13 protein-coding genes, 1 other RNA gene, 5 pseudogenes and 1 other annotated feature are annotated in these 19,546 nt (G+C 54.3%); of the genes and pseudogenes, 15 read left to right on the plus strand and 4 right to left on the minus strand.

The genetic code is table 11. The features are described 5' to 3' along the window. Positions 1–226 precede the first annotated feature (226 nt). From thrS to JNO11_RS08335, 14 genes and pseudogenes are all read left to right on the plus strand, one after another. Positions 227–2,155, plus strand: coding sequence for a threonine--tRNA ligase (thrS, locus tag JNO11_RS08265; RefSeq protein WP_010245687.1), 1,929 nt, complete (start codon positions 227–229; stop codon positions 2,153–2,155). Positions 2,156–2,158: 3 nt separating this feature from the next. Then, positions 2,159–2,710, plus strand: a complete 552-nt coding sequence (gene infC / locus JNO11_RS08270) for a translation initiation factor IF-3 (protein ID WP_029519030.1) — start codon at positions 2,159–2,161, stop codon at positions 2,708–2,710. A 99-nt stretch (positions 2,711–2,809) separates the two neighbouring features. Further along, the gene (gene rpmI, locus JNO11_RS08275) at positions 2,810–3,007 is read left to right on the plus strand and encodes a 50S ribosomal protein L35 (protein WP_010245683.1); all 198 of its coding nucleotides are present in this window, start codon (positions 2,810–2,812) and stop codon (positions 3,005–3,007) included. A gap of 42 nt (positions 3,008–3,049) precedes the next feature. Further along, positions 3,050–3,406, plus strand: a complete 357-nt coding sequence (gene rplT, locus JNO11_RS08280) for a 50S ribosomal protein L20 (RefSeq protein WP_003853267.1) — start codon at positions 3,050–3,052, stop codon at positions 3,404–3,406. Positions 3,407–3,525: 119 nt separating this feature from the next. Further along, positions 3,526–3,651: a sequence feature (Phe leader region), on the plus strand. Continuing rightward, positions 3,531–3,575: a pheST operon leader peptide PheM gene (gene pheM, locus JNO11_RS08285; RefSeq protein WP_106120997.1), complete on the plus strand. Its 45-nt coding sequence runs from the start codon at positions 3,531–3,533 to the stop codon at positions 3,573–3,575. Its footprint overlaps the feature before it by 45 nt. Before the next feature lie 72 nt (positions 3,652–3,723). After that, on the plus strand, positions 3,724–4,707 hold the full coding sequence (pheS, locus tag JNO11_RS08290; protein ID WP_010245680.1) for a phenylalanine--tRNA ligase subunit alpha: 984 nt from the start codon (positions 3,724–3,726) through the stop codon (positions 4,705–4,707). 14 nt (positions 4,708–4,721) lie between these two features. Then, entirely contained in the window at positions 4,722–7,109 is a 2,388-nt protein-coding gene (pheT, locus tag JNO11_RS08295; RefSeq protein WP_325177169.1) for a phenylalanine--tRNA ligase subunit beta, read from the plus strand. 4 nt (positions 7,110–7,113) lie between these two features. Next, positions 7,114–7,416 (plus strand): integration host factor subunit alpha, encoded by a 303-nt coding sequence (gene ihfA, locus JNO11_RS08300; RefSeq protein WP_003853259.1) that lies wholly within the window; start codon positions 7,114–7,116, stop codon positions 7,414–7,416. 179 nt (positions 7,417–7,595) lie between these two features. Continuing rightward, positions 7,596–8,579, plus strand: coding sequence for a vitamin B12 ABC transporter permease BtuC (gene btuC / locus JNO11_RS08305; RefSeq protein WP_010670028.1), 984 nt, complete (start codon positions 7,596–7,598; stop codon positions 8,577–8,579). A gap of 50 nt (positions 8,580–8,629) precedes the next feature. Beyond that, positions 8,630–9,175: a glutathione peroxidase gene (locus JNO11_RS08310; protein ID WP_010670029.1), complete on the plus strand. Its 546-nt coding sequence runs from the start codon at positions 8,630–8,632 to the stop codon at positions 9,173–9,175. Beyond that, a pseudogene (gene btuD / locus JNO11_RS08315) lies at positions 9,176–9,926 on the plus strand (vitamin B12 ABC transporter ATP-binding protein BtuD). It begins immediately after the preceding gene. 68 nt (positions 9,927–9,994) lie between these two features. After that, the gene (locus tag JNO11_RS08320; RefSeq protein ID WP_033779295.1) at positions 9,995–10,453 is read left to right on the plus strand and encodes an NlpC/P60 family protein; all 459 of its coding nucleotides are present in this window, start codon (positions 9,995–9,997) and stop codon (positions 10,451–10,453) included. A gap of 295 nt (positions 10,454–10,748) precedes the next feature. Next, positions 10,749–11,496 (plus strand): annotated as a pseudogene (locus JNO11_RS08330) (EAL domain-containing protein). An 80-nt stretch (positions 11,497–11,576) separates the two neighbouring features. Continuing rightward, positions 11,577–13,029, plus strand: a pseudogene (locus tag JNO11_RS08335) (protein adenylyltransferase SelO). A gap of 7 nt (positions 13,030–13,036) precedes the next feature. Here JNO11_RS08335 and JNO11_RS08340 read toward each other — a convergent pair. Further along, a complete protein-coding gene (locus tag JNO11_RS08340; RefSeq protein WP_325177172.1) occupies positions 13,037–14,083 on the minus strand; it encodes a 3-deoxy-7-phosphoheptulonate synthase in 1,047 nt (348 codons plus the stop codon). Between the two features lie 151 nt (positions 14,084–14,234). Next, a pseudogene (locus JNO11_RS08345) lies at positions 14,235–15,063 on the minus strand (pyruvate, water dikinase regulatory protein). A 437-nt stretch (positions 15,064–15,500) separates the two neighbouring features. Here JNO11_RS08345 and ppsA point away from each other — a divergent pair. Next, positions 15,501–17,886 (plus strand): annotated as a pseudogene (gene ppsA, locus JNO11_RS08350) (phosphoenolpyruvate synthase). Positions 17,887–17,955: 69 nt separating this feature from the next. Here ppsA and rprA read toward each other — a convergent pair. Together rprA and ydiK are read right to left on the minus strand one after the other, a co-directional pair. Next, an RNA gene (gene rprA, locus JNO11_RS08355) (antisense sRNA RprA) lies at positions 17,956–18,063 on the minus strand. A 293-nt stretch (positions 18,064–18,356) separates the two neighbouring features. After that, positions 18,357–19,472 (minus strand): AI-2E family transporter YdiK, encoded by a 1,116-nt coding sequence (ydiK, locus tag JNO11_RS08360; protein WP_325177657.1) that lies wholly within the window; start codon positions 19,470–19,472, stop codon positions 18,357–18,359. Positions 19,473–19,546: the final 74 nt, after the last annotated feature.

Genomic DNA, 19,546 nt, shown 5'->3' on the forward strand with positions numbered 1-19,546 from the left:
TCACAGCGGCCTGACAGTGTGTCAGGCCGCTTTTTTTTGATTTCTCCAGGGCTTAGCGAAAAAGGCATGGGTTTTTCTCGCCGGGGAAAACTGCTATCATCGGGCCCGCACTGAAATCCTGGCGACATTCCGACAATGTGGGTCTGATATCACGCCGGGTCACTAATTTTACATTACGTTGCATGTAGGCTTTCGTGTGGCTTACCACTGCAGATAAGGATATGAAATGCCTGTAATTACGCTTCCTGATGGCAGCCAGCGCGTGTTTGACCGCCCTGTCAGTGTGATGGATATTGCGCTGGACATCGGTCCTGGTCTGGCGAAAGCCTGTATCGCTGGCCGTGTTAACGGTGAACTGGTTGATGCTGTTGATCCCATCACTGAAGATGCCGCCGTAGCGATCATTACCGCTAAAGATGAAGCGGGTCTGGAAATCATCCGTCACTCCTGTGCGCACCTGTTAGGGCATGCGATTAAACAGCTGTGGCCGGATACCAAAATGGCGATTGGCCCGGTCATTGATAACGGCTTCTATTATGATGTCGACATCGATCGTACCCTGACCCAGGAAGATATCGACCTGCTGGAAAAACGCATGCATCAGTTGGCTGAAACCAACTACGATGTGGTGAAGAAGAAGGTCAGCTGGCAGGAAGCTCGCGACGTCTTTGCGGCGCGCGGCGAAATTTACAAGACCACCATTCTTGATGAAAACATCAGCCATGACGATAAGCCTGGCCTGTATCATCACGAAGAATATGTCGACATGTGCCGCGGTCCGCACGTGCCGAACATGCGGTTCTGCCATCATTTTAAACTGCAGAAGATCTCCGGTGCCTACTGGCGCGGCGACAGCAACAACAAAATGCTGCAGCGTATTTATGGCACCGCATGGGCAGACAAAAAGCAGCTGGCAGCCTATCTGCAGCGTCTGGAAGAGGCGGCGAAGCGTGACCATCGTAAGATTGGTAAGCAGCTGGATCTCTATCACATGCAGGAAGAAGCACCAGGCATGGTCTTCTGGCATAATGACGGCTGGACCATCTTCCGTGAGCTGGAAGTGTTTGTCCGCAGCAAGTTAAAAGAGTACCAGTACCAGGAAGTTAAAGGTCCATTCATGATGGATCGCGTCCTGTGGGAAAAAACCGGGCACTGGGAAAACTATAAAGAAGCGATGTTCACCACCTCATCTGAGAACCGTGAATATTGCATCAAACCGATGAACTGTCCTGGGCATGTTCAGATCTTTAATCAGGGTCTGAAATCCTACCGTGACCTGCCGCTGCGTATGGCAGAGTTCGGCAGCTGTCACCGTAATGAACCCTCAGGCGCGCTACACGGCCTGATGCGTGTTCGTGGCTTTACCCAGGATGATGCACACGTCTTCTGTACTGAAGAGCAGGTGCGTGACGAAGTGAACAGCTGTATCCGCATGGTTTATGACATGTACAGCACCTTCGGCTTTGAAAAGATTGTGGTGAAGTTATCCACCCGTCCTGAGAAGCGCATCGGTACGGATGAGATGTGGGATCGTGCCGAGGAAGATCTGGCTGCGGCGCTGAACGAAAACAATATTGAGTTTGAGTTCCAGCCAGGCGAAGGCGCGTTCTACGGTCCTAAAATTGAGTTTACTTTGTACGATTGTCTTGATCGCGCCTGGCAGTGCGGAACAGTTCAGCTAGACTTCTCCCTGCCAAAACGCCTTGAAGCAACCTACGTGGGTGAAAACAATGATCGTCAGACGCCAGTGATGATTCACCGTGCGATTCTGGGATCAATGGAGCGTTTCATCGGTATTCTTACCGAAGAATTCGCCGGTTTCTTCCCAACCTGGCTGGCACCGCTGCAAGTCGTGGTAATGAATATTACCGACGGACAAGCAGAATATGTTGAGTCTTTGACGCGTAAGCTGCAGAATGCTGGCATTCGTGTGAAGGCAGACTTGAGAAATGAGAAGATAGGCTTTAAAATCCGCGAGCACACATTACGTCGCGTCCCTTATATGTTGGTCTGCGGTGATAAAGAGGTGGAATCTGGCAAAGTTGCCGTTCGCACCCGCCGTGGTAAAGACCTTGGGTCGATGGATGTCGATGTGTTTGTTGAGAAACTTCAACAAGAGATTCGCAGCCGAAATCTTCAACAATTGGAGGAATAAAGTATTAAAGGCGGAAAACGAGTACTACCGACGCGTCCGAACAAAATCAACAGTGAAATCCGCGCAACTGAAGTGCGCTTAACAGGCATGGATGGCGAGCCGATTGGCATTGTCACATTACGCGAAGCTTTGGAAAAAGCCGAGGAAGCGGGCGGCGACTTAGTCGAAATCAGCCCGAATGCCGAACCGCCGGTCTGCCGCATCATGGATTACGGCAAGTTCCTCTATGAAAAAAGCAAATCTTCTAAGGAACAGAAGAAGAAGCAAAAAGTTATTCAGGTTAAGGAAATCAAATTCCGTCCTGGAACCGATGATGGCGACTATCAGGTCAAACTACGCAACCTGATTCGCTTTCTGGAAGAAGGCGATAAAGCCAAAATCACGCTGCGTTTCCGCGGTCGTGAGATGGCGCACCAGCAGATCGGTATGGAAGTGCTTAACCGCGTCCGTAAAGACCTGTGTGAAGATCTGGATTTGGCCATTGTCGAATCCTTCCCTTCGAAGATCGAAGGCCGCCAGATGATCATGGTGCTCGCTCCTAAGAAGAAACAGTAGGCTTTCAAGTAACACTAACCGCGCAGCGTTCGCGCTGTGCGGTTAACTGTTCGCCTGTCTGGGTCATGTTATTAACAATGCGAAGTGGATATTTTTAAAATGCCAAAGATTAAAACTGTACGTGGTGCGGCTAAGCGCTTCCGCAAGACCGCTTCTGGCGGCTTCAAGCGTAAACACGCAAACCTGCGTCATATTCTGACCAAAAAATCTACTAAGCGTAAACGTCACCTGCGCCCTAAAGGCATGGTGTCAAAAGGCGATCTGGGTCTGGTAATTGCCTGCCTGCCGTACGCATAAGTAATTTTTTCATTAAATCAGAATATTAAACAGGAGAGCTAAATGGCTCGTGTAAAACGTGGTGTAGTTGCTCGCGCACGTCACAAAAAAATCTTAAAACAAGCTAAAGGCTATTACGGTGCACGTTCACGTGTCTACCGCGTTGCCTTCCAGGCTGTTATCAAAGCTGGTCAGTATGCTTACCGTGACCGTCGTCAACGTAAGCGTCAGTTCCGTCAGCTGTGGATCGCGCGTATCAACGCAGCGGCTCGTCAGAACGGCATGTCTTACAGCCGTTTCATCAATGGTCTGAAAAAAGCAGCCATTGAGATTGACCGTAAGATCCTGGCCGACATCGCGGTATTCGATAAAGTGGCATTCTCTGCACTGGTCGAAAAAGCGAAATCAGCCCTGGCGTAAGTCAGATGGAAAAGGGAGCTTGCTCCCTTTTTTTATTGCCTGTAACTTACGCAAAAGATTGACATTTTCGTCGCTGAGCATTTCAATAGACCCCCCTGTATCGCATGACAAGGTAACCGCAAGCATGAACGCTGCTATTTTCCGTTTCTTTTTTTACTTTAGCGCCTGACATCCAGGGGCTTTTGCGCATAAGAAAAGAAACGAAAAATCGCGCTAAAAGCCTCCCTCGTGGAGGCTTTTTTTGTTTCTGGCGCTAGCATATTGGACCGGCAGGTCCCAACGAGAACTGACCAGCCTGACTGGAAAAAGAGGAAACTATGTCCCAACTCGCAGAACTGGTGGCCAGCGCCACGGCGGCCATCGACGGGGCGACGGATATCGCCGCCCTTGACGCGGTGCGCGTCGAATACCTGGGTAAGAAAGGACATCTGACACTGCAGATGACTACGTTACGCGAGCTGCCAGCCGAAGAGCGCCCGGCAGCGGGTGCGGTAATCAATGAAGCGAAGCAGCAGGTCACCGAGCGTCTGAATGCGCGCAAAGATGCCCTGGAAGCTGCGGTGCTGAATGCCCGTCTGGCTGAAGAGACCATTGATGTCTCTCTGCCTGGTCGTCGCATTGAGAATGGCGGCCTGCATCCGGTAACCCGCACCATGGATCGCATTGAGACCTTCTTTGGTGAGTTAGGCTTTGGCGTCGTAACCGGTCCAGAAATTGAAGATGATTACCATAACTTCGATGCGCTGAATATTCCTGCCCATCACCCGGCCCGTGCCGATCACGACACCTTCTGGTTTGACGCCACGCGCCTGCTGCGTACCCAGACGTCCGGCGTGCAGATCCGTACCATGAAGGCTCAGCAGCCGCCGATTCGCATTATTGCGCCGGGCCGCGTCTACCGTAACGATTACGATCAGACCCATACCCCGATGTTCCATCAGATGGAAGGGCTGATTGTGGATAAAAACATCAGCTTTACCAACCTGAAAGGCACGCTGCACGATTTCCTGAACAACTTCTTCGAAGAAGATCTGCAGATTCGTTTCCGTCCTTCCTATTTCCCGTTTACTGAGCCATCAGCAGAAGTAGACGTCATGGGTAAAAACGGCAAGTGGCTGGAAGTGCTAGGTTGCGGCATGGTTCACCCTAACGTGCTGCGTAATGTCGGCATCGATCCGGAAGTCTACTCCGGTTTCGCCTTTGGTATGGGCATGGAGCGTCTGACCATGTTGCGCTACGGCGTGACCGATCTGCGTGCCTTCTTTGAAAATGATTTACGCTTCCTCAAACAATTTAAGTAAGGGCAGGATATCCAATGAAATTCAGTGAACTCTGGTTACGCGAATGGGTAAATCCAGCCCTGGACAGCGCTGCGCTGTCTGAACAAATCACTATGGCCGGTCTGGAAGTTGACGGCGTTGATCCGGTTGCCGGTGCGTTCCACGGCGTCGTGGTCGGGGAAGTGGTGGAGTGCGGCCAGCACCCGAATGCAGACAAGCTGCGTGTGACCAAAATCAATGTGGGCGGCGATCGCCTGCTGGATATCGTCTGTGGCGCGCCGAACTGCCGTCAGGGACTGAAAGTCGCGGTCGCCACCGTCGGCGCCGTGCTGCCAGGTGATTTCAAAATCAAAGCGGCTAAACTGCGTGGCGAGCCGTCTGAAGGCATGCTCTGCTCTTTCTCCGAGCTGGGGATTTCCGACGACCACAACGGCATCATCGAACTGCCAGCCGATGCGCCGATTGGCACCGACATCCGCACCTACCTGCAGCTTGATGACAACACCATCGAAATCAGCGTCACGCCTAACCGCGCTGACTGTCTGGGTCTGATCGGTATCGCTCGTGATGTCGCCGTCCTCAACGGTTTGCCACTGAACGTGCCGGAGATGCAGCCGGTCGCTGCGACGCTGAACGACACTTTCCCGATTCAGGTTGACGCGACAGAAGCCTGTCCACGCTATCTGGGCCGTGTAGTAAAAGGGATTAACGTAAAGGCGTCAACGCCATTGTGGATGAAAGAGAAGCTGCGTCGTTGTGGTATTCGTTCTATCGATCCGGTGGTGGATATCACTAACTACGTTCTGCTGGAGCTGGGTCAGCCGATGCACGCTTTCGATCTCGACCGCATCGACGGTGGTATCGTGGTGCGTATGGCGAAAGAGGGCGAAAAGCTGACGCTGCTGGATGGCACTGAAGCCAGCCTGCAGAGTGATACCTTAGTGATCGCCGATCATCAGAAAGCGCTGGCGATGGCCGGTATCTTTGGTGGCGAACATTCGGGCGTGAACGGCGAAACGCAGAACATCCTGTTCGAGTGCGCTTACTTTGATCCGCTCTCTATTACCGGCCGCGCCCGTCGTCATGGTCTGCATACCGACGCGTCACATCGCTACGAGCGTGGTGTTGATCCGGCGCTGCAACATACCGCACTGGAGCGTGCTACCCAACTGCTGCTGTCAATCTGCGGCGGTGAAGCGGGCCCGATCATCGATCAGACCCATCAGGCAGCCCTGCCTGTGCCAGCGACGATCACGCTGCGTCGTGAAAAGCTGGACCGTCTGATTGGCCACGTGATCGCAGATGAGCAGGTGACTGACATTCTGACGCGCCTCGGCTGTGAAGTGACCGTGGGAGAAGGGCAGTGGCAGGCCGTCGCCCCGAGCTGGCGCTTCGATATGGCGATTGAAGAAGATCTGGTTGAAGAAGTGGCTCGTATTTACGGCTACAACAACATTCCGGATGTGCCGGTACAGGCAGGTCTGGTGATGACTCAGCATCGCGAAGCGAATCTGTCGCTGAAGCGCGCGAAAAACCTGCTGGTGGACAAGGGCTATCAGGAAGCGATTACCTACAGCTTCGTCGATCCGAAAATTCAGCAGTTGCTGCACCCGGGTGAAGAGGCGCTGTTGCTGCCGAGCCCAATCTCCAGCGATATGTCGACCATGCGTCTCTCACTCTGGACCGGCCTGCTCAGCGCGGTAGTCTACAACCAGAACCGTCAGCAGAGCCGCGTGCGCCTGTTTGAGAGCGGCTTACGCTTTGTGCCGGATACCCAGGCAGATTTGGGCATCCGTCAGGATCTTATGCTGGCTGGCGTCATCAGCGGTAACCGCGTTGAAGAGCACTGGGATCTGGCGCGCCAGACAGTTGACTTCTATGATTTGAAAGGCGATTTAGAATCGCTGCTCGATTTAACCGGCAAACTGGATGACATCAGCTTCCGTACTGAAGCGAATCCGGCGTTGCATCCAGGACAGAGCGCGGCGATTTATTTGCATGATGAACATATCGGATTTATCGGCGTGGTTCATCCTGAGCTGGAACGTAAGCTTGATCTCAATGGCCGCACCTTAGTCTTTGAACTGCTTTGGAATAAGGTCGCAGACCGCGTCCTGCCTGACGCGCGCGAGATTTCTCGCTTCCCGGCGAACCGTCGTGATATTGCCGTTGTGGTGGCTGAAAACGTCCCCGCAGCAGATATCATCGCGGAGTGTAAGAAAGTTGGCGTAAATCAGGTAGTTGGCGTAAACTTGTTTGACGTGTACCGCGGTAAGGGCGTTTCTGAGGGCTACAAGAGCCTCGCAATCAGCCTGATTTTGCAGGATACCAGCCGGACACTCGAAGAAGAGGAGATTGCCGCGACCGTTGGCAAATGCGTTGCGGCATTAAAAGAGCGATTCCAGGCAACCTTGAGGGATTGAACCTATGGCGCTTACAAAAGCTGAGATGTCAGAGTACCTGTTTGAGAAACTCGGGCTGAGCAAACGCGATGCCAAAGAGTTAGTAGAGCTGTTTTTCGAAGAGGTACGTCGCGCTTTGGAGAATGGAGAACAGGTAAAACTGTCTGGGTTTGGTAATTTTGACCTGCGTGACAAAAACCAGCGTCCTGGCAGAAACCCGAAAACGGGTGAAGATATTCCGATTACTGCGCGTCGCGTAGTAACGTTCCGCCCAGGACAGAAGCTGAAAAGCCGCGTAGAGAACGCTACACCCAAAGAGACTGACTGAATTTCAGCGTTTCAAAAAGGCCGCGCAAGCGGCCTTTTTTCATGGTTTCAGTAAGCAGCAATCCCGCTTCCCGCGCCCGTTAATCTCCCTGACAGCAAAATGCAAACCGCCTCATCTGCCTTTCTTTTTTCTGCAATCCCTCTACAATCAAATCTCTGTTTTCTCAGCTAATCCCGCTTATGTCTCTGCTCGACCAGCTCGCGCGCCAGGCCGACCAGCGCGGCCAGAAATGGCTTATTGTGTTAGCACTTATGCTCTCTGCTCTGCTCTGTCTCAGCCTGTGTGCCGGTGACAGCTGGATCGCGCCCTCAGACTGGTTCACGGAAAGCGGCAGGCTCTTTGTCTGGCAGTTGCGGCTGCCCCGCAGTCTGGCGGTGGTGCTGGTCGGGGCATCGCTGGCGGTATGCGGTGTCGTGATGCAGGCGCTGTTTACAAATCCGCTGGCGGAGCCCGGCCTGCTCGGCGTCTCAAATGGTGCCGGTATTGGCTTGGTGCTCGGCGTGCTGCTGGGCAGCGGCTCGCTGTGGAGCCTTGGGCTGGCGGCGATGGCCGGTGCGCTGATTATTACGCTCATCCTGCTGCATTTTGCCCATCGTCAGCTCTCGGTCACCCGACTGTTGCTTACCGGCGTGGCGCTGGGGATTATCTGTAGTGCCATCATGACCTGGGCGGTCTACTTCAGCACCAGCCTCGATCTGCGTCAGTTGATGTACTGGATGATGGGCGGATTCAGCGGGATTGACTGGCGCTATGGCTGGATGATGCTGGCGCTGCTGCCGGTGATGCTGGCCCTGGGGGCGACCGGGCAGATTCTTAATCTGCTGGCGCTGGGCGAGACATCTGCCCGCCAGCTCGGACTGTCTCTCTTCTACTGGCGTAACCTGCTGGTGCTCGCCATGGGCTGGCTGGTCGGCATCAGCGTCGCGATGGCCGGTGCTATTGGCTTTGTCGGACTGGTGATCCCGCATCTGCTGCGTATGAGCGGCATCAGCGATCACCGTTATCTGCTGCCGGCATCGGCGCTGGCTGGCGCCGGTGTATTACTGGCAGCCGATATTGTGGCTCGTCTGGCGCTGACGTCGGCGGAATTACCGATAGGCGTCGTGACGGCGACACTGGGCGCGCCGCTGTTTATTATTTTACTGGTGAAATCTTCACGCTAGCTTCGGCTGGCGACTCTGTATCCACAACAGCATCCACAACAGGAAACAGCATGAACATTTATCAAACTGAACTGGTTACGCTCGATGGGGAAAAAACCACGCTGTCACAATGGCAGGGCAAGGTACTGCTGGTGGTCAATGTTGCCTCGAAATGTGGTCTGACGCCGCAATATGAAGAGCTGGAGAACCTGCAGAAAGCCTGGCAGGATCAGGGCTTCAGCGTACTCGGTTTTCCCTGCAACCAGTTTCTGGAGCAGGAGCCGGGCAGCAGTGAGGAGATTAAAACCTTCTGCAGCACCACGTATGGCGTCACGTTCCCGATGTTTGCCAAAACCGAGGTGAATGGCGCAGGCCGTCATCCGCTCTATGCTCAGCTGATTGCGGCCCGACCTGACGCGGTGCGCCCGGAAGGCAGCGGCTTTTACGAGCGCATGGAGAGCAAAGGACGCGCGCCGAAAGAGCAGGGCGACATTCTGTGGAACTTCGAAAAATTCCTTATTGGCCGTGACGGCAGCGTGATCCAGCGTTTTGCACCTGACATGACGCCGGAAGATCCGATCATTCTGGAAACCATTAAGCAGGCGCTGGCAAAATAGATGCTGTTGCGCCTGCAACAGGCCGCCGTCCCCGGACGGCTGCTGCCACTGACCGGTGAGCTTGCCGCCGGTCAACTGCTGCACGTGGCAGGCCCGAACAGTGCAGGCAAAAGCACCTTACTCAGTGTGATTGCGGGACTGCAACCCGCCTCCGGCACGGTGCTGCTGGACGAACAGCCGCTGAGTGACTGGAATGGCGCAGCGATGGCCCGGGTTCGCGGCTGGCTGCCTCAGCAGCAGGCACCGCTGAGTCAGATGCCGGTCTGGCACTATTTGCGTCTGCATCTGAAACAGGCGGGGGGGGCAGACAGACGATCGCCTCAGCACGCTGCTGAAACGGCTTCAGCTGCAGGATAAGTTATCGCGTTCACTGACCCGGCTCTCCGGTGGTGAATGGCAGCGCGTCAGGCTGGCGGCGGTTTGTGTGCAGATTGATCCCCACATCAATCCACACGGGCGGCTGCTGATCCTTGATGAGCCCATGACCGCGCTGGATATCGCCCAGCAAAAAGCGGTGGACGATCTGATTGCCGACCTGTGCGCGGCGGGCATCAGCGTTATCGCCAGCAGTCACGACCTCAACCACAGCCTGCAACAGGCGGATCGGGTCTGGCTGATGGATAAGGGAGCGTTGATTGCGCAGGGTGAACCGGCTGAGGTTCTGACGCCGCAGCGCCTGACACCGATCTACCAGATTGCTTTCCGGCAGCTTGAACTTGAAGGACGCACGCTGCTGACCGTATTGCCCTGACACTTGCTACCCGGCGGGCTTTACCGCTACATTAAGCCGGTTGCAACTTCTGATAAGGACATTTGGCGATGCGCCTGAGTTTGCTGATTTTAGTTCTGCTGCTGACGGGATGCAGTCATCACGCTCCGCCGATTAATGGCCGTCTTTCCGATTCGATCACCGTGATTGCGGAACTGAACGATCAGCTCGGTAACTGGCGTGGGACGCCTTATCGCTATGGCGGCATGAGTCGTAACGGGGTTGACTGCTCCGGCTTTGTCTATCTGACTTTCCGCGATAAATTTGCGCTGCAACTGCCGCGCACCACCTCAGCTCAAAGCGATATCGGCACCCGAATCAGCAAAGATGAACTGCTACCAGGCGATCTGGTCTTCTTCAAAACCGGTCGCGGGGAGAATGGCCTGCATGTGGGCATTTATGACACCGATAATGCTTTTATTCATGCCTCAACCAGCCAGGGCGTCATCCGCTCCTCGCTCGACAATGTCTACTGGCGAAAAGTGTTCTGGCAGGCGCGTCGTATTTAAACGCAGGTCCGGGGAATCAGACTTAAGTCCAATTTTAAATAGAGTTAAAACAGAGAGTAAAAGGTTTATTTTAAATGACAGTTATTGAGCGTGGGTTTTAATAAACATAATAAACGCTTATTTAATTCCAATAATAACCGCTGTTTTATCGCTACTATTTGGCTTAAGGGTGATCGCCTGCTGCCAAACGGCAATGGAAGAGTAAAGAAGTTCGTCTCTTCAATGATTTGGCACTATTGCCTGCGCCTGACCATTACTATACGATATCCCCATCGCCGCATATTCTGGCATTAAAATGAAAATTCATCTTTCGGCCGACTATCAGTCGGAAATCTGGTTTTATCCTGTCTGTGATGTTAATGGGCGACTGACCGCTGTCGAGCTGGTCACGCAGTTTGTGCATGAAAGTGCCCCCATCACCCTGCCGCAGGATCTGTTGCTGCCGCAGCTCGATGAGTCGCAGCAGCTGCGCCTGCTGCAAAGTCAGATTAGATTGCTGGAGCAGAATCGCGGCTTTTTTTGAAGCGCATTCCGTGTCAGCATTTATACGTATTGATGAAGGCATGGCCCGGACGCTGCTGGCCAGCGAATTAGTGATGCGCAAAATAAAGCAGTTGCCATTCATTCTGTTGAATATCACTGAAACGTTTCCGCAACTAAAACTGGGAAAAAATAATCCCCTGCTGGCAAGCCTGCATGCTGAGTTTAATTTAGCGATTTCTCATTTCGGCGCGGGTAAGACCCCCTCTAATGCGGTCTACGATAATTTATTCAGCTGCATCTGCCTGGACAAAGAGTTTATTCATTCGCTGGCAAAGCGCGCTTCATTCGTGCCATTTATTCAGAGCATTATCGATAATTTCCGCGCCCATTGTGACCGGCTCATTATTTGTGGCATTGATGACGACGTGCTGCTGGATAAAGTCAGCCAGCTGAGCGGTGCCGAGTTTCAGGGTGCGCTCTTCCCGGTGGTAAAATCTGACGCGCTGCATTCACTGATCTGCGCCGACGATCGTGTGCCATCCGCGCAGCATCCCGGCTGATACTTCCTGTTAATCCCCGCTATCAGCGTTACACTAGAGGACTAACCTTAAGTAACGCTGAGCATCGCATGGGAGAAACAATGTCCTCAGGCAAGGCCTCTTTCGACAACACCTGGTTCCGTGAACTTACCGGGTGTTACACCGCGCTGAACCCCACGCCACTGGCAGGCGGACGCCTGCTGTATCATAACGCACCGCTTGCAGCCTCAATGGGGCTGGATAGCGCGCTCTTTGCCGATAAGGGTCATGCCGTCTGGCACGGTGCCGCACTGCTGCCCGGCATGCAGCCGCTGGCGCAGGTCTACAGCGGCCATCAGTTTGGCGTCTGGGCGGGCCAGCTTGGCGACGGGCGCGGCATTCTGCTGGGTGAGCAGCGTCTGGAGGATGGCAGCAAGCTGGACTGGCATCTCAAGGGCGCAGGCCTGACGCCTTATTCCCGCATGGGGGGATGGTCGTGCCGTGATCCGTTCCAGCGTGCGTGAGTTTCTCGCCTCGGAAGCGCTGCATCATCTGGGCATTCCCACTACGCGTGCGCTGACGCTGTCGATAGGTGATGAGCCGGTCTACCGCGAAACAACAGAGCGTGGCGCGATGCTGATGCGCATTTCCCCAAGTCATCTGCGTTTCGGTCATTTCGAGCATTTCTTTTACAGCCAGCAGCAGGAGAAAGTGCAGCAACTGGCCGACTACGCCATTCGCCATCACTGGCCGCATCTGGACGCTGAAGCAGACCGCTATCAACAGTGGTTTACCGACATTGTGTTACGCACTGCGCGTCTGATTGCGCTGTGGCAGAGCGTGGGCTTTGCTCATGGAGTGATGAACACGGACAACATGTCGATTCTGGGTCTGACCATCGACTATGGCCCCTTTGGTTTTCTGGATGATTATCAGCCTGACTTCATCTGTAATCACAGCGACTATCAGGGGCGCTACAGCTTTGAAAATCAGCCAATGATCGGTATGTGGAATCTTAACCGGCTGGCACATGCGCTGTCGGGTCTGCTGACCACCGAGCAGTTGCGGACGGCACTGAGCGCCTACGAACCTGAACTGATGCGGGTCTGGGGCGAACGGATGCGGGCGAAACTCGGTCTGCTGACGCAGCAGAGCAGCGATAATGAGATTCTGACCGATCTGCTGGCACTGATGACGCAGGAGCATAGCGATTACACCCTGACGTTCCGCCTGCTTAGTGAGACGCAACAGGCTGACAGCCGTTCACCGCTGCGGGATGAGTTTATCGATCGTGAGGCGTTTGATAGCTGGTATCAGCGCTACCGCAGCCGTCTGATGGATGAGCAGGTCAGCGATGCAGAACGTCAGGCCGTGATGAAGGCGGCCAATCCGGCGGTGATTCTGCGCAACTATCTGGCGCAGCAGGCGATTGAAGAGGCGGAGCGGGGAGAGCAGGGGGCGCTGGCACGTCTGCATCAGGCGTTACAGCAACCCTTTAGCGATCAGACAGCCGCTGAATATCGTCAGCGGCCGCCAGACTGGGGCAAAACCCTGGAAGTGAGCTGCTCCAGCTGATGCAGACTCAGAGGCGGTGAGAAACCGCCTCGGCCAGCAGGGCGAGCACCTTTTCGCTCTCCTGCCAGCCGAGGCAGGGATCGGTAATCGACTTGCCATAGACCAGCGGTTTGCCGCTGACGACTTTCTGATTGCCCTCTTCCAGGAAGCTTTCAATCATCACACCGGCAACGGCCTGCGATCCCGCTTTAATCTGTTCTGCCACCTCTGCCGCGACATCCATCTGACGACGATGCTGCTTCAGGCAGTTACCGTGACTGAAGTCGATCACCAGCTGCTGTGGCAGATTAAACGCCGACAGACTTTCGGCTGCGGCGGCGACATCACTGGCATGATAGTTAGGCTGTTTGCCGCCACGCAGGATCACATGACCATGCGGGTTGCCGCTGGTCTGATAGATAGTCATCTGGCCCAGCTTATCGGGCGAAAGGAACATGTGGCTGGCGCGCGCGGCGCGAATCGCATCCACGGCAATCTGTACGTTACCATCGGTACCGTTTTTAAAGCCGACCGGGCAGGAGAGGGCCGATGCCATTTCGCGGTGGATCTGGCTTTCGGTGGTGCGTGCGCCAATCGCGCCCCAGCTAATCAGATCGGCAATAAACTGGCCGATCACCATATCCAGGAATTCCGTGGCGGTAGGCAGGCCCAGCGAGTTGATATCAATCAGCAGCTGGCGGGCGATGCCTATGCCGCGGTTCACATCGTAGCTCCCATCCAGATCCGGATCGGAGATTAAGCCTTTCCAGCCCACTACGGTGCGCGGCTTTTCAAAGTAGGCACGCATCACAATCTCCAGCCGATCTTCATAGCGGCTGCGTAACGCGTTCAGACGCTCAGCATATTCCAGTGCCGCTTTCGGGTCGTGCAGCGAGCAGGGGCCAATCACCACCAGCAGGCGGGGATCTTCACCCGTCAGAATACGGGCAATACGTTTACGGGCAGCGGTGACATTGTCGGCAATTGCCGGAGAGACAGGATGCTCAGCCGCCAGGCTGGCGGGGGTAATCAGACTACCAATGCGTGCGGTACGCAGTTCGTCGGTTTTGTTCATGGGTTTCTCGAAAACGGTTCTTCGCAGCGGTGAAATACCGGGAAGTGATGGTGGTCACAATAAACCATTAGTCTGCGAATTCAACCCGGAATTTAATAATGAAATCAAAAGCGACGGCAGCGCCGCTTTACAGTTCAGCGCCGGTTACCCATCAGTACATGCGGCGAGTCAGGCCCATAATGTCGAGAATTTTGGTCGCAATCTCCTCCACGGAGTAGTTGGTGCTGTTGAGATAGCGGATCTGATGAGTGCGAAACAGCGCTTCCACTTCGCCCACCTCCAGCCGGCACTGACGCATCGAGGCGTAACGGGTATTTTCCGCCCGCTCCTGACGTATCGCAGCCAGCCGTTCCGGGTCGATGGTCAGCCCGAACAGTTTATTCTGATGCGCGCGCAGCGCGGGCGGGAGTTTAAGGTTATCCATATCGTCGGCAATGAATGGATAGTTGGCGGCGCGAATACCAAACTGCATTGCCAGATAGAGGCTGGTGGGGGGTTTTGCCACAGCGCGAGACGCCTAACAGAATCACCTGCGCATCTTCCAGCCCGCGCAGCGAGATGCCGTCATCATGCGCCAGGGTGTAATCGATGGCCGCGATACGTGCGTCATATTTACCCAGGTTACTGGCATCCAGTCCATGGGTACGGTGTGCCACCGGCGCGGGCGATAAACCCAGCTCCTGCTGAAGCGGGGCGACCAGCGCCTGGACGATATCCTGACAAAAGCCGTCACTCTGTACGATGATGTCGCGCACTTCCGGCGTCACGATGGAGAAAAAGACCAGCGGCCGGACACCGCTCTGCTGATAGAGCGCGTTAATCTGGGCTTTAACCGCCAGCGCCCGCTGAACATTTTCCACAAACGGCAGCGTCAGGCTGGTGATATTGACCGGAAACTGCGACAGCACCGCATGACCCAGCACCTCAGCCGTAATGGCCGTACCATCGGAGATATAAAAAACGCTTCTGTCAGTTGTCATAACAAAATAAGCCTCAGACAAGAGTGAGCATTCAGCATGGGCCATGCGATTAAATAAATCATCTCTGATTTTAATTTCTGGAATGTCTGTCCGGATTATTTGTCTGTCGTTTCATCACGATACTAAAAATGAAAGGGTGGCTCGTTGAGCCAGCATTCTTTTTAATCCGTCGTTAAGCCGCAAATAGCCACGCAGTTGTTGCGCAACAAAACTGAATGCTTAAGTGGCTGAAAATCTGCCATTTCCTGTGGCATCAATCATTTAGAGAAAAAAGGCGACTTTGCGCAACAGCAAAATAATGCGCTCACAATTCCGAAACTGTGGCTGAAATTCTGCTTTAACGATTCAACAGATCGTTATTGAGAGGGTGATATGCCAGGCTGAAGACAGATTACTCCCTGTGTCCATTCATTGATAATTGATAAAGGATAAGCTCAATGTCCAGTAAAGGCGAACAGCCACTCGTGCTCTGGTATAACCAGCTTGGCATGCATGATGTTGACCGGGTGGGGGGGCAAAAATGCCTCTCTGGGTGAAATGATTACTAATCTGTCGTCGCTGGGCGTTTCCGTGCCCAACGGTTTCGCGACCACATCCTACGCCTTTAACCTGTTCCTCGATCAAAGCGGGCTGAATCAGCGCATTTATGCGCTGCTGGATGAGACCGATATTGATGACGTTGATGCACTGGCAAAAGCGGGTAAGCAGATTCGTCAGTGGGTCGTGGAGACACCGTTCCTGCCCGAGCTGGAGTCCGCCATTCTGGACGCCTATAAGCAGCTTTCTGCTGATGATGATGCCGCGTCGTTTGCCGTGCGCTCCTCTGCAACCGCAGAAGATATGCCTGATGCCTCTTTTGCCGGCCAGCAGGAAACCTTCCTGAATGTACAGGGCATCGACGCCGTCATGGTGGCGGTAAAGCATGTCTTCGCCTCGCTGTTTAATGACCGCGCTATCTCCTACCGTGTGCATCAGGGCTATGACCATCGTGGTGTTGCGCTCTCAGCGGGAATACAGCGCATGGTGCGTTCAGACCTGGCCGCCTCGGGTGTGATGTTCACCATTGATACCGAGTCCGGCTTTGATCAGGTGGTCTTTATCACCGCCGCACTGGGGCTGGGGGAAATGGTGGTGCAGGGTGCCGTTAACCCGGATGAGTTCTATGTGCACAAGCCAACCCTGGCAGCCGATCGTCCGTCGATTGTGCGCCGCAATATGGGCTCGAAAAAGGTTCGCATGGTCTATGCCGATTCCCAGGCGCATGGCGAGCAGGTGCGGATCGAAGATGTGCCTGAGGCCGAACGCGACCGTTTCTGCCTGAGCGATGAGGAAGTGCAGGCGCTGGCGAAGCAGGCGGTGCTGATTGAACAGCACTATCAGCGCCCGATGGATATTGAGTGGGCCAAAGATGGGCACACCGGCAAACTGTTTATTGTTCAGGCGCGCCCTGAAACCGTACGTTCAAATGGTCAGGTAATGGAGCGTTATACGCTGCAGGGGCAGGGCAGCGTTGTCGTGGAAGGTCGTGCTATCGGTCATCGTATTGGCGCAGGCGTTGTGAAGGTCATCCACGATATCAGCGAAATGAACCGCATAGAAAAAGGCGATGTGCTGGTGACCGACATGACCGACCCGGACTGGGAACCGATCATGAAAAAGGCGTCAGCGATTGTAACTAACCGCGGCGGACGGACCTGTCATGCTGCGATCATCGCGCGTGAGCTGGGCATTCCGGCAGTGGTGGGCTGTGGCGATGCCACTGACCGGCTGAAAGAGGGGCATAACGTCACGGTCTCATGTGCCGAAGGTGATACCGGCTACGTTTATGATCAACTGCTCGACTTCGACGTCACCAGTTCGCAGGTCGATTCACTGCCTGAACTGCCGCTGAAGATCATGATGAACGTGGGCAACCCCGATCGCGCCTTTGATTTCGCCTGTCTGCCTAACGAAGGCGTGGGTCTGGCGCGGCTGGAATTTATCATTAACCGTATGATCGGCGTCCACCCTAAAGCGCTGCTGGAGTTTGACCAACAGACGCCGGAGCTGCAGCAGCAGATCCGTAAAATGATGAAAGGATTTGATGATCCGGTGGAGTTTTACATCGCTCGCCTGACTGAAGGAATTGCCACGCTTGGCGCCGCTTTTGCGCCGAAACGCGTAATTGTCCGACTTTCTGACTTTAAAACCAATGAATATGCCAACCTGGTGGGTGGAGAACGCTACGAGCCGGAAGAGGAAAACCCGATGCTGGGATTCCGGGGTGCGGGTCGCTATGTCGCTGACAGCTTCCGGGACTGCTTTGCACTGGAGTGCGAAGCGGTGAAACGTGTTCGCAACGAGATGGGCCTGACAAACGTCGAGATTATGGTTCCGTTTGTGCGCACCGTTGAGCAGGCGAAGGCTGTGGTGGAAGAGCTGGGGCGTCAGGGACTGAAGCGCGGCGAGAACGGGCTGAAGATCATTATGATGTGCGAGATCCCGTCCAATGCCCTGCTGGCGGATCAATTCCTGGAGCACTTCGATGGCTTCTCTATTGGCTCAAACGACATGACTCAGCTGACGCTGGGGCTGGACCGCGACTCTGGCGTCGTCTCCGCACTGTTTGACGAGCGTAACGAAGCCGTGAAGATGCTGCTCTCAATGGCCATAAGGGCGGCGAAGCAGAAAGGGAAATATGTCGGAATCTGTGGGCAGGGACCGTCAGACCATCAGGATTTCGCCGCATGGCTGATGGAAGAGGGCATCGACAGTCTGTCACTGAACCCGGACACGGTGGTGGAGACCTGGGTGAGTCTGGCGCAGTTAAATAAAACAGCCTGATACGGGTTGTTAGCACTCTTCAGGGCCCGCTATGCGGGCCTTTTCTGTTTATATCTGGTCAGATTCAGGCAAAAAAAAAGCCCATCACAGGGGATGGGCAAAGACTACACACAGCAATTCTTTACTCTACTCAGGGGAATGAGATTGTCTGAAAATCATCAGGTTGATTTCGAACATAGGAAACATGTTATTCATACGGCTGGCTGTCGTCTTTAAGAATCCTCTTATTAGTTTAAAGCCAATAATCTTTTGTGACCTTTACTTCGCCATTTGGCTTAAGAAACAGTGCAGAAAGTAATCTTTTTTTGGCCCGAAAAGGTCACTTTCAGGCCAAAGGTGGCTTTTTTCTTAAAAATCGCTAATGGAAAACAGAATTTATCTGATCTGAGAGAAGGGGTACGGTTAATCATCATTAACCGCACTAATCAATGCTTATGGGGGCTAGCGGCGCAGCGGGTTATTGCATCTCATCATACAGTAGGCGGGGTATCATCGTGATCCGCCAGGGCATCAGCCACGGCCAGTTGGTCACTATCCGGGGCAGGCGCTTCATGAACCCAGACGGAAACCAGACGGTAGGAGACCGCCAGAACCACCGGCCCGATAAACAGACCAATCATCCCGAACGCAAACAGTCCACCAATAACACCAGAAAGAATCAGGATCATCGGCAGATCGGCACCCATACGGATCAGCATCGGGCGCAGCACGTTATCCATCGTGCCGACCACACAGCTCCAGACCAGCAGCACCGTTCCCCATGTCGTATCTCCGCTCCAGTAGAGGTAGATAATGGCGGGGACCAGCACCAGTAGCGGGCCGAGCTGTACCAGACAGCAGAGGATCATCAGTACCGTCAACAGCGTGGCGTAAGGAATGCCGGAGATCGCCAGACCGATACCGCCCAGCACGCCCTGCACCAGCGCCGTCACCACTACGCCAAGCGCCACGGCACGAATGGACTGCGCCGCCAGCAGTACGGCGGCATCACCGCGCCGTCCCGCCATGCGGAAAGCAAAGTGACGAATGCCCTGGGCAGCCTGTTCGCCACGCCAGTAGAGCAGCACGCTGAACAGTAACATCACGCCCAGATGGATCATAAAGCGTCCGAAATGGCCGGCCTGCGCGACAAAAAAGCCGGTGGTACGGCCGATATAGGGCTGTATTTTCGCCATGACGCCGGCACCGCCGCTCGCCACCAGCGTGTCATAACTGACATAAAGCTTCTTGCCGACCATCGGTACATCGTTGAGCCATAACAGTCGCGGCATCATATGCCCCTGGGTAACCCAGGCAATCACCGGCGCGCTGTTATCAATCAGGCTGCTGACCAGCAGGGCGATAGGGATAATAAACAGCAGCAGCAGCAGCAGTGTCATCACGATCACCGCCAGGGAACGGCGTCCCCATAACAGTCGCTGGAATTTCAGCATCAATGGCCAGGTGGCAATCACCACCATACTGGCCCAGGCAAAGCCCAGAATAAACGGCTGCACGACCCATAAACAGGCGACAATCAGCAGCAGAATGAACATCAGGGTAAAGAGTATTTGCGGTAAATCCATATCCCGGTACTGGCTTTTCATCATTGACTTATAACCTCGTCTTAATCCTTCATTTTCAGGCATTCGGATGCCCGTTTTTATCATGATCTATTTGC

The organism is Pantoea sp. 1B4, assembly GCF_016925765.1.
GTDB lineage: Bacteria > Pseudomonadota > Gammaproteobacteria > Enterobacterales > Enterobacteriaceae > Pantoea > Pantoea agglomerans.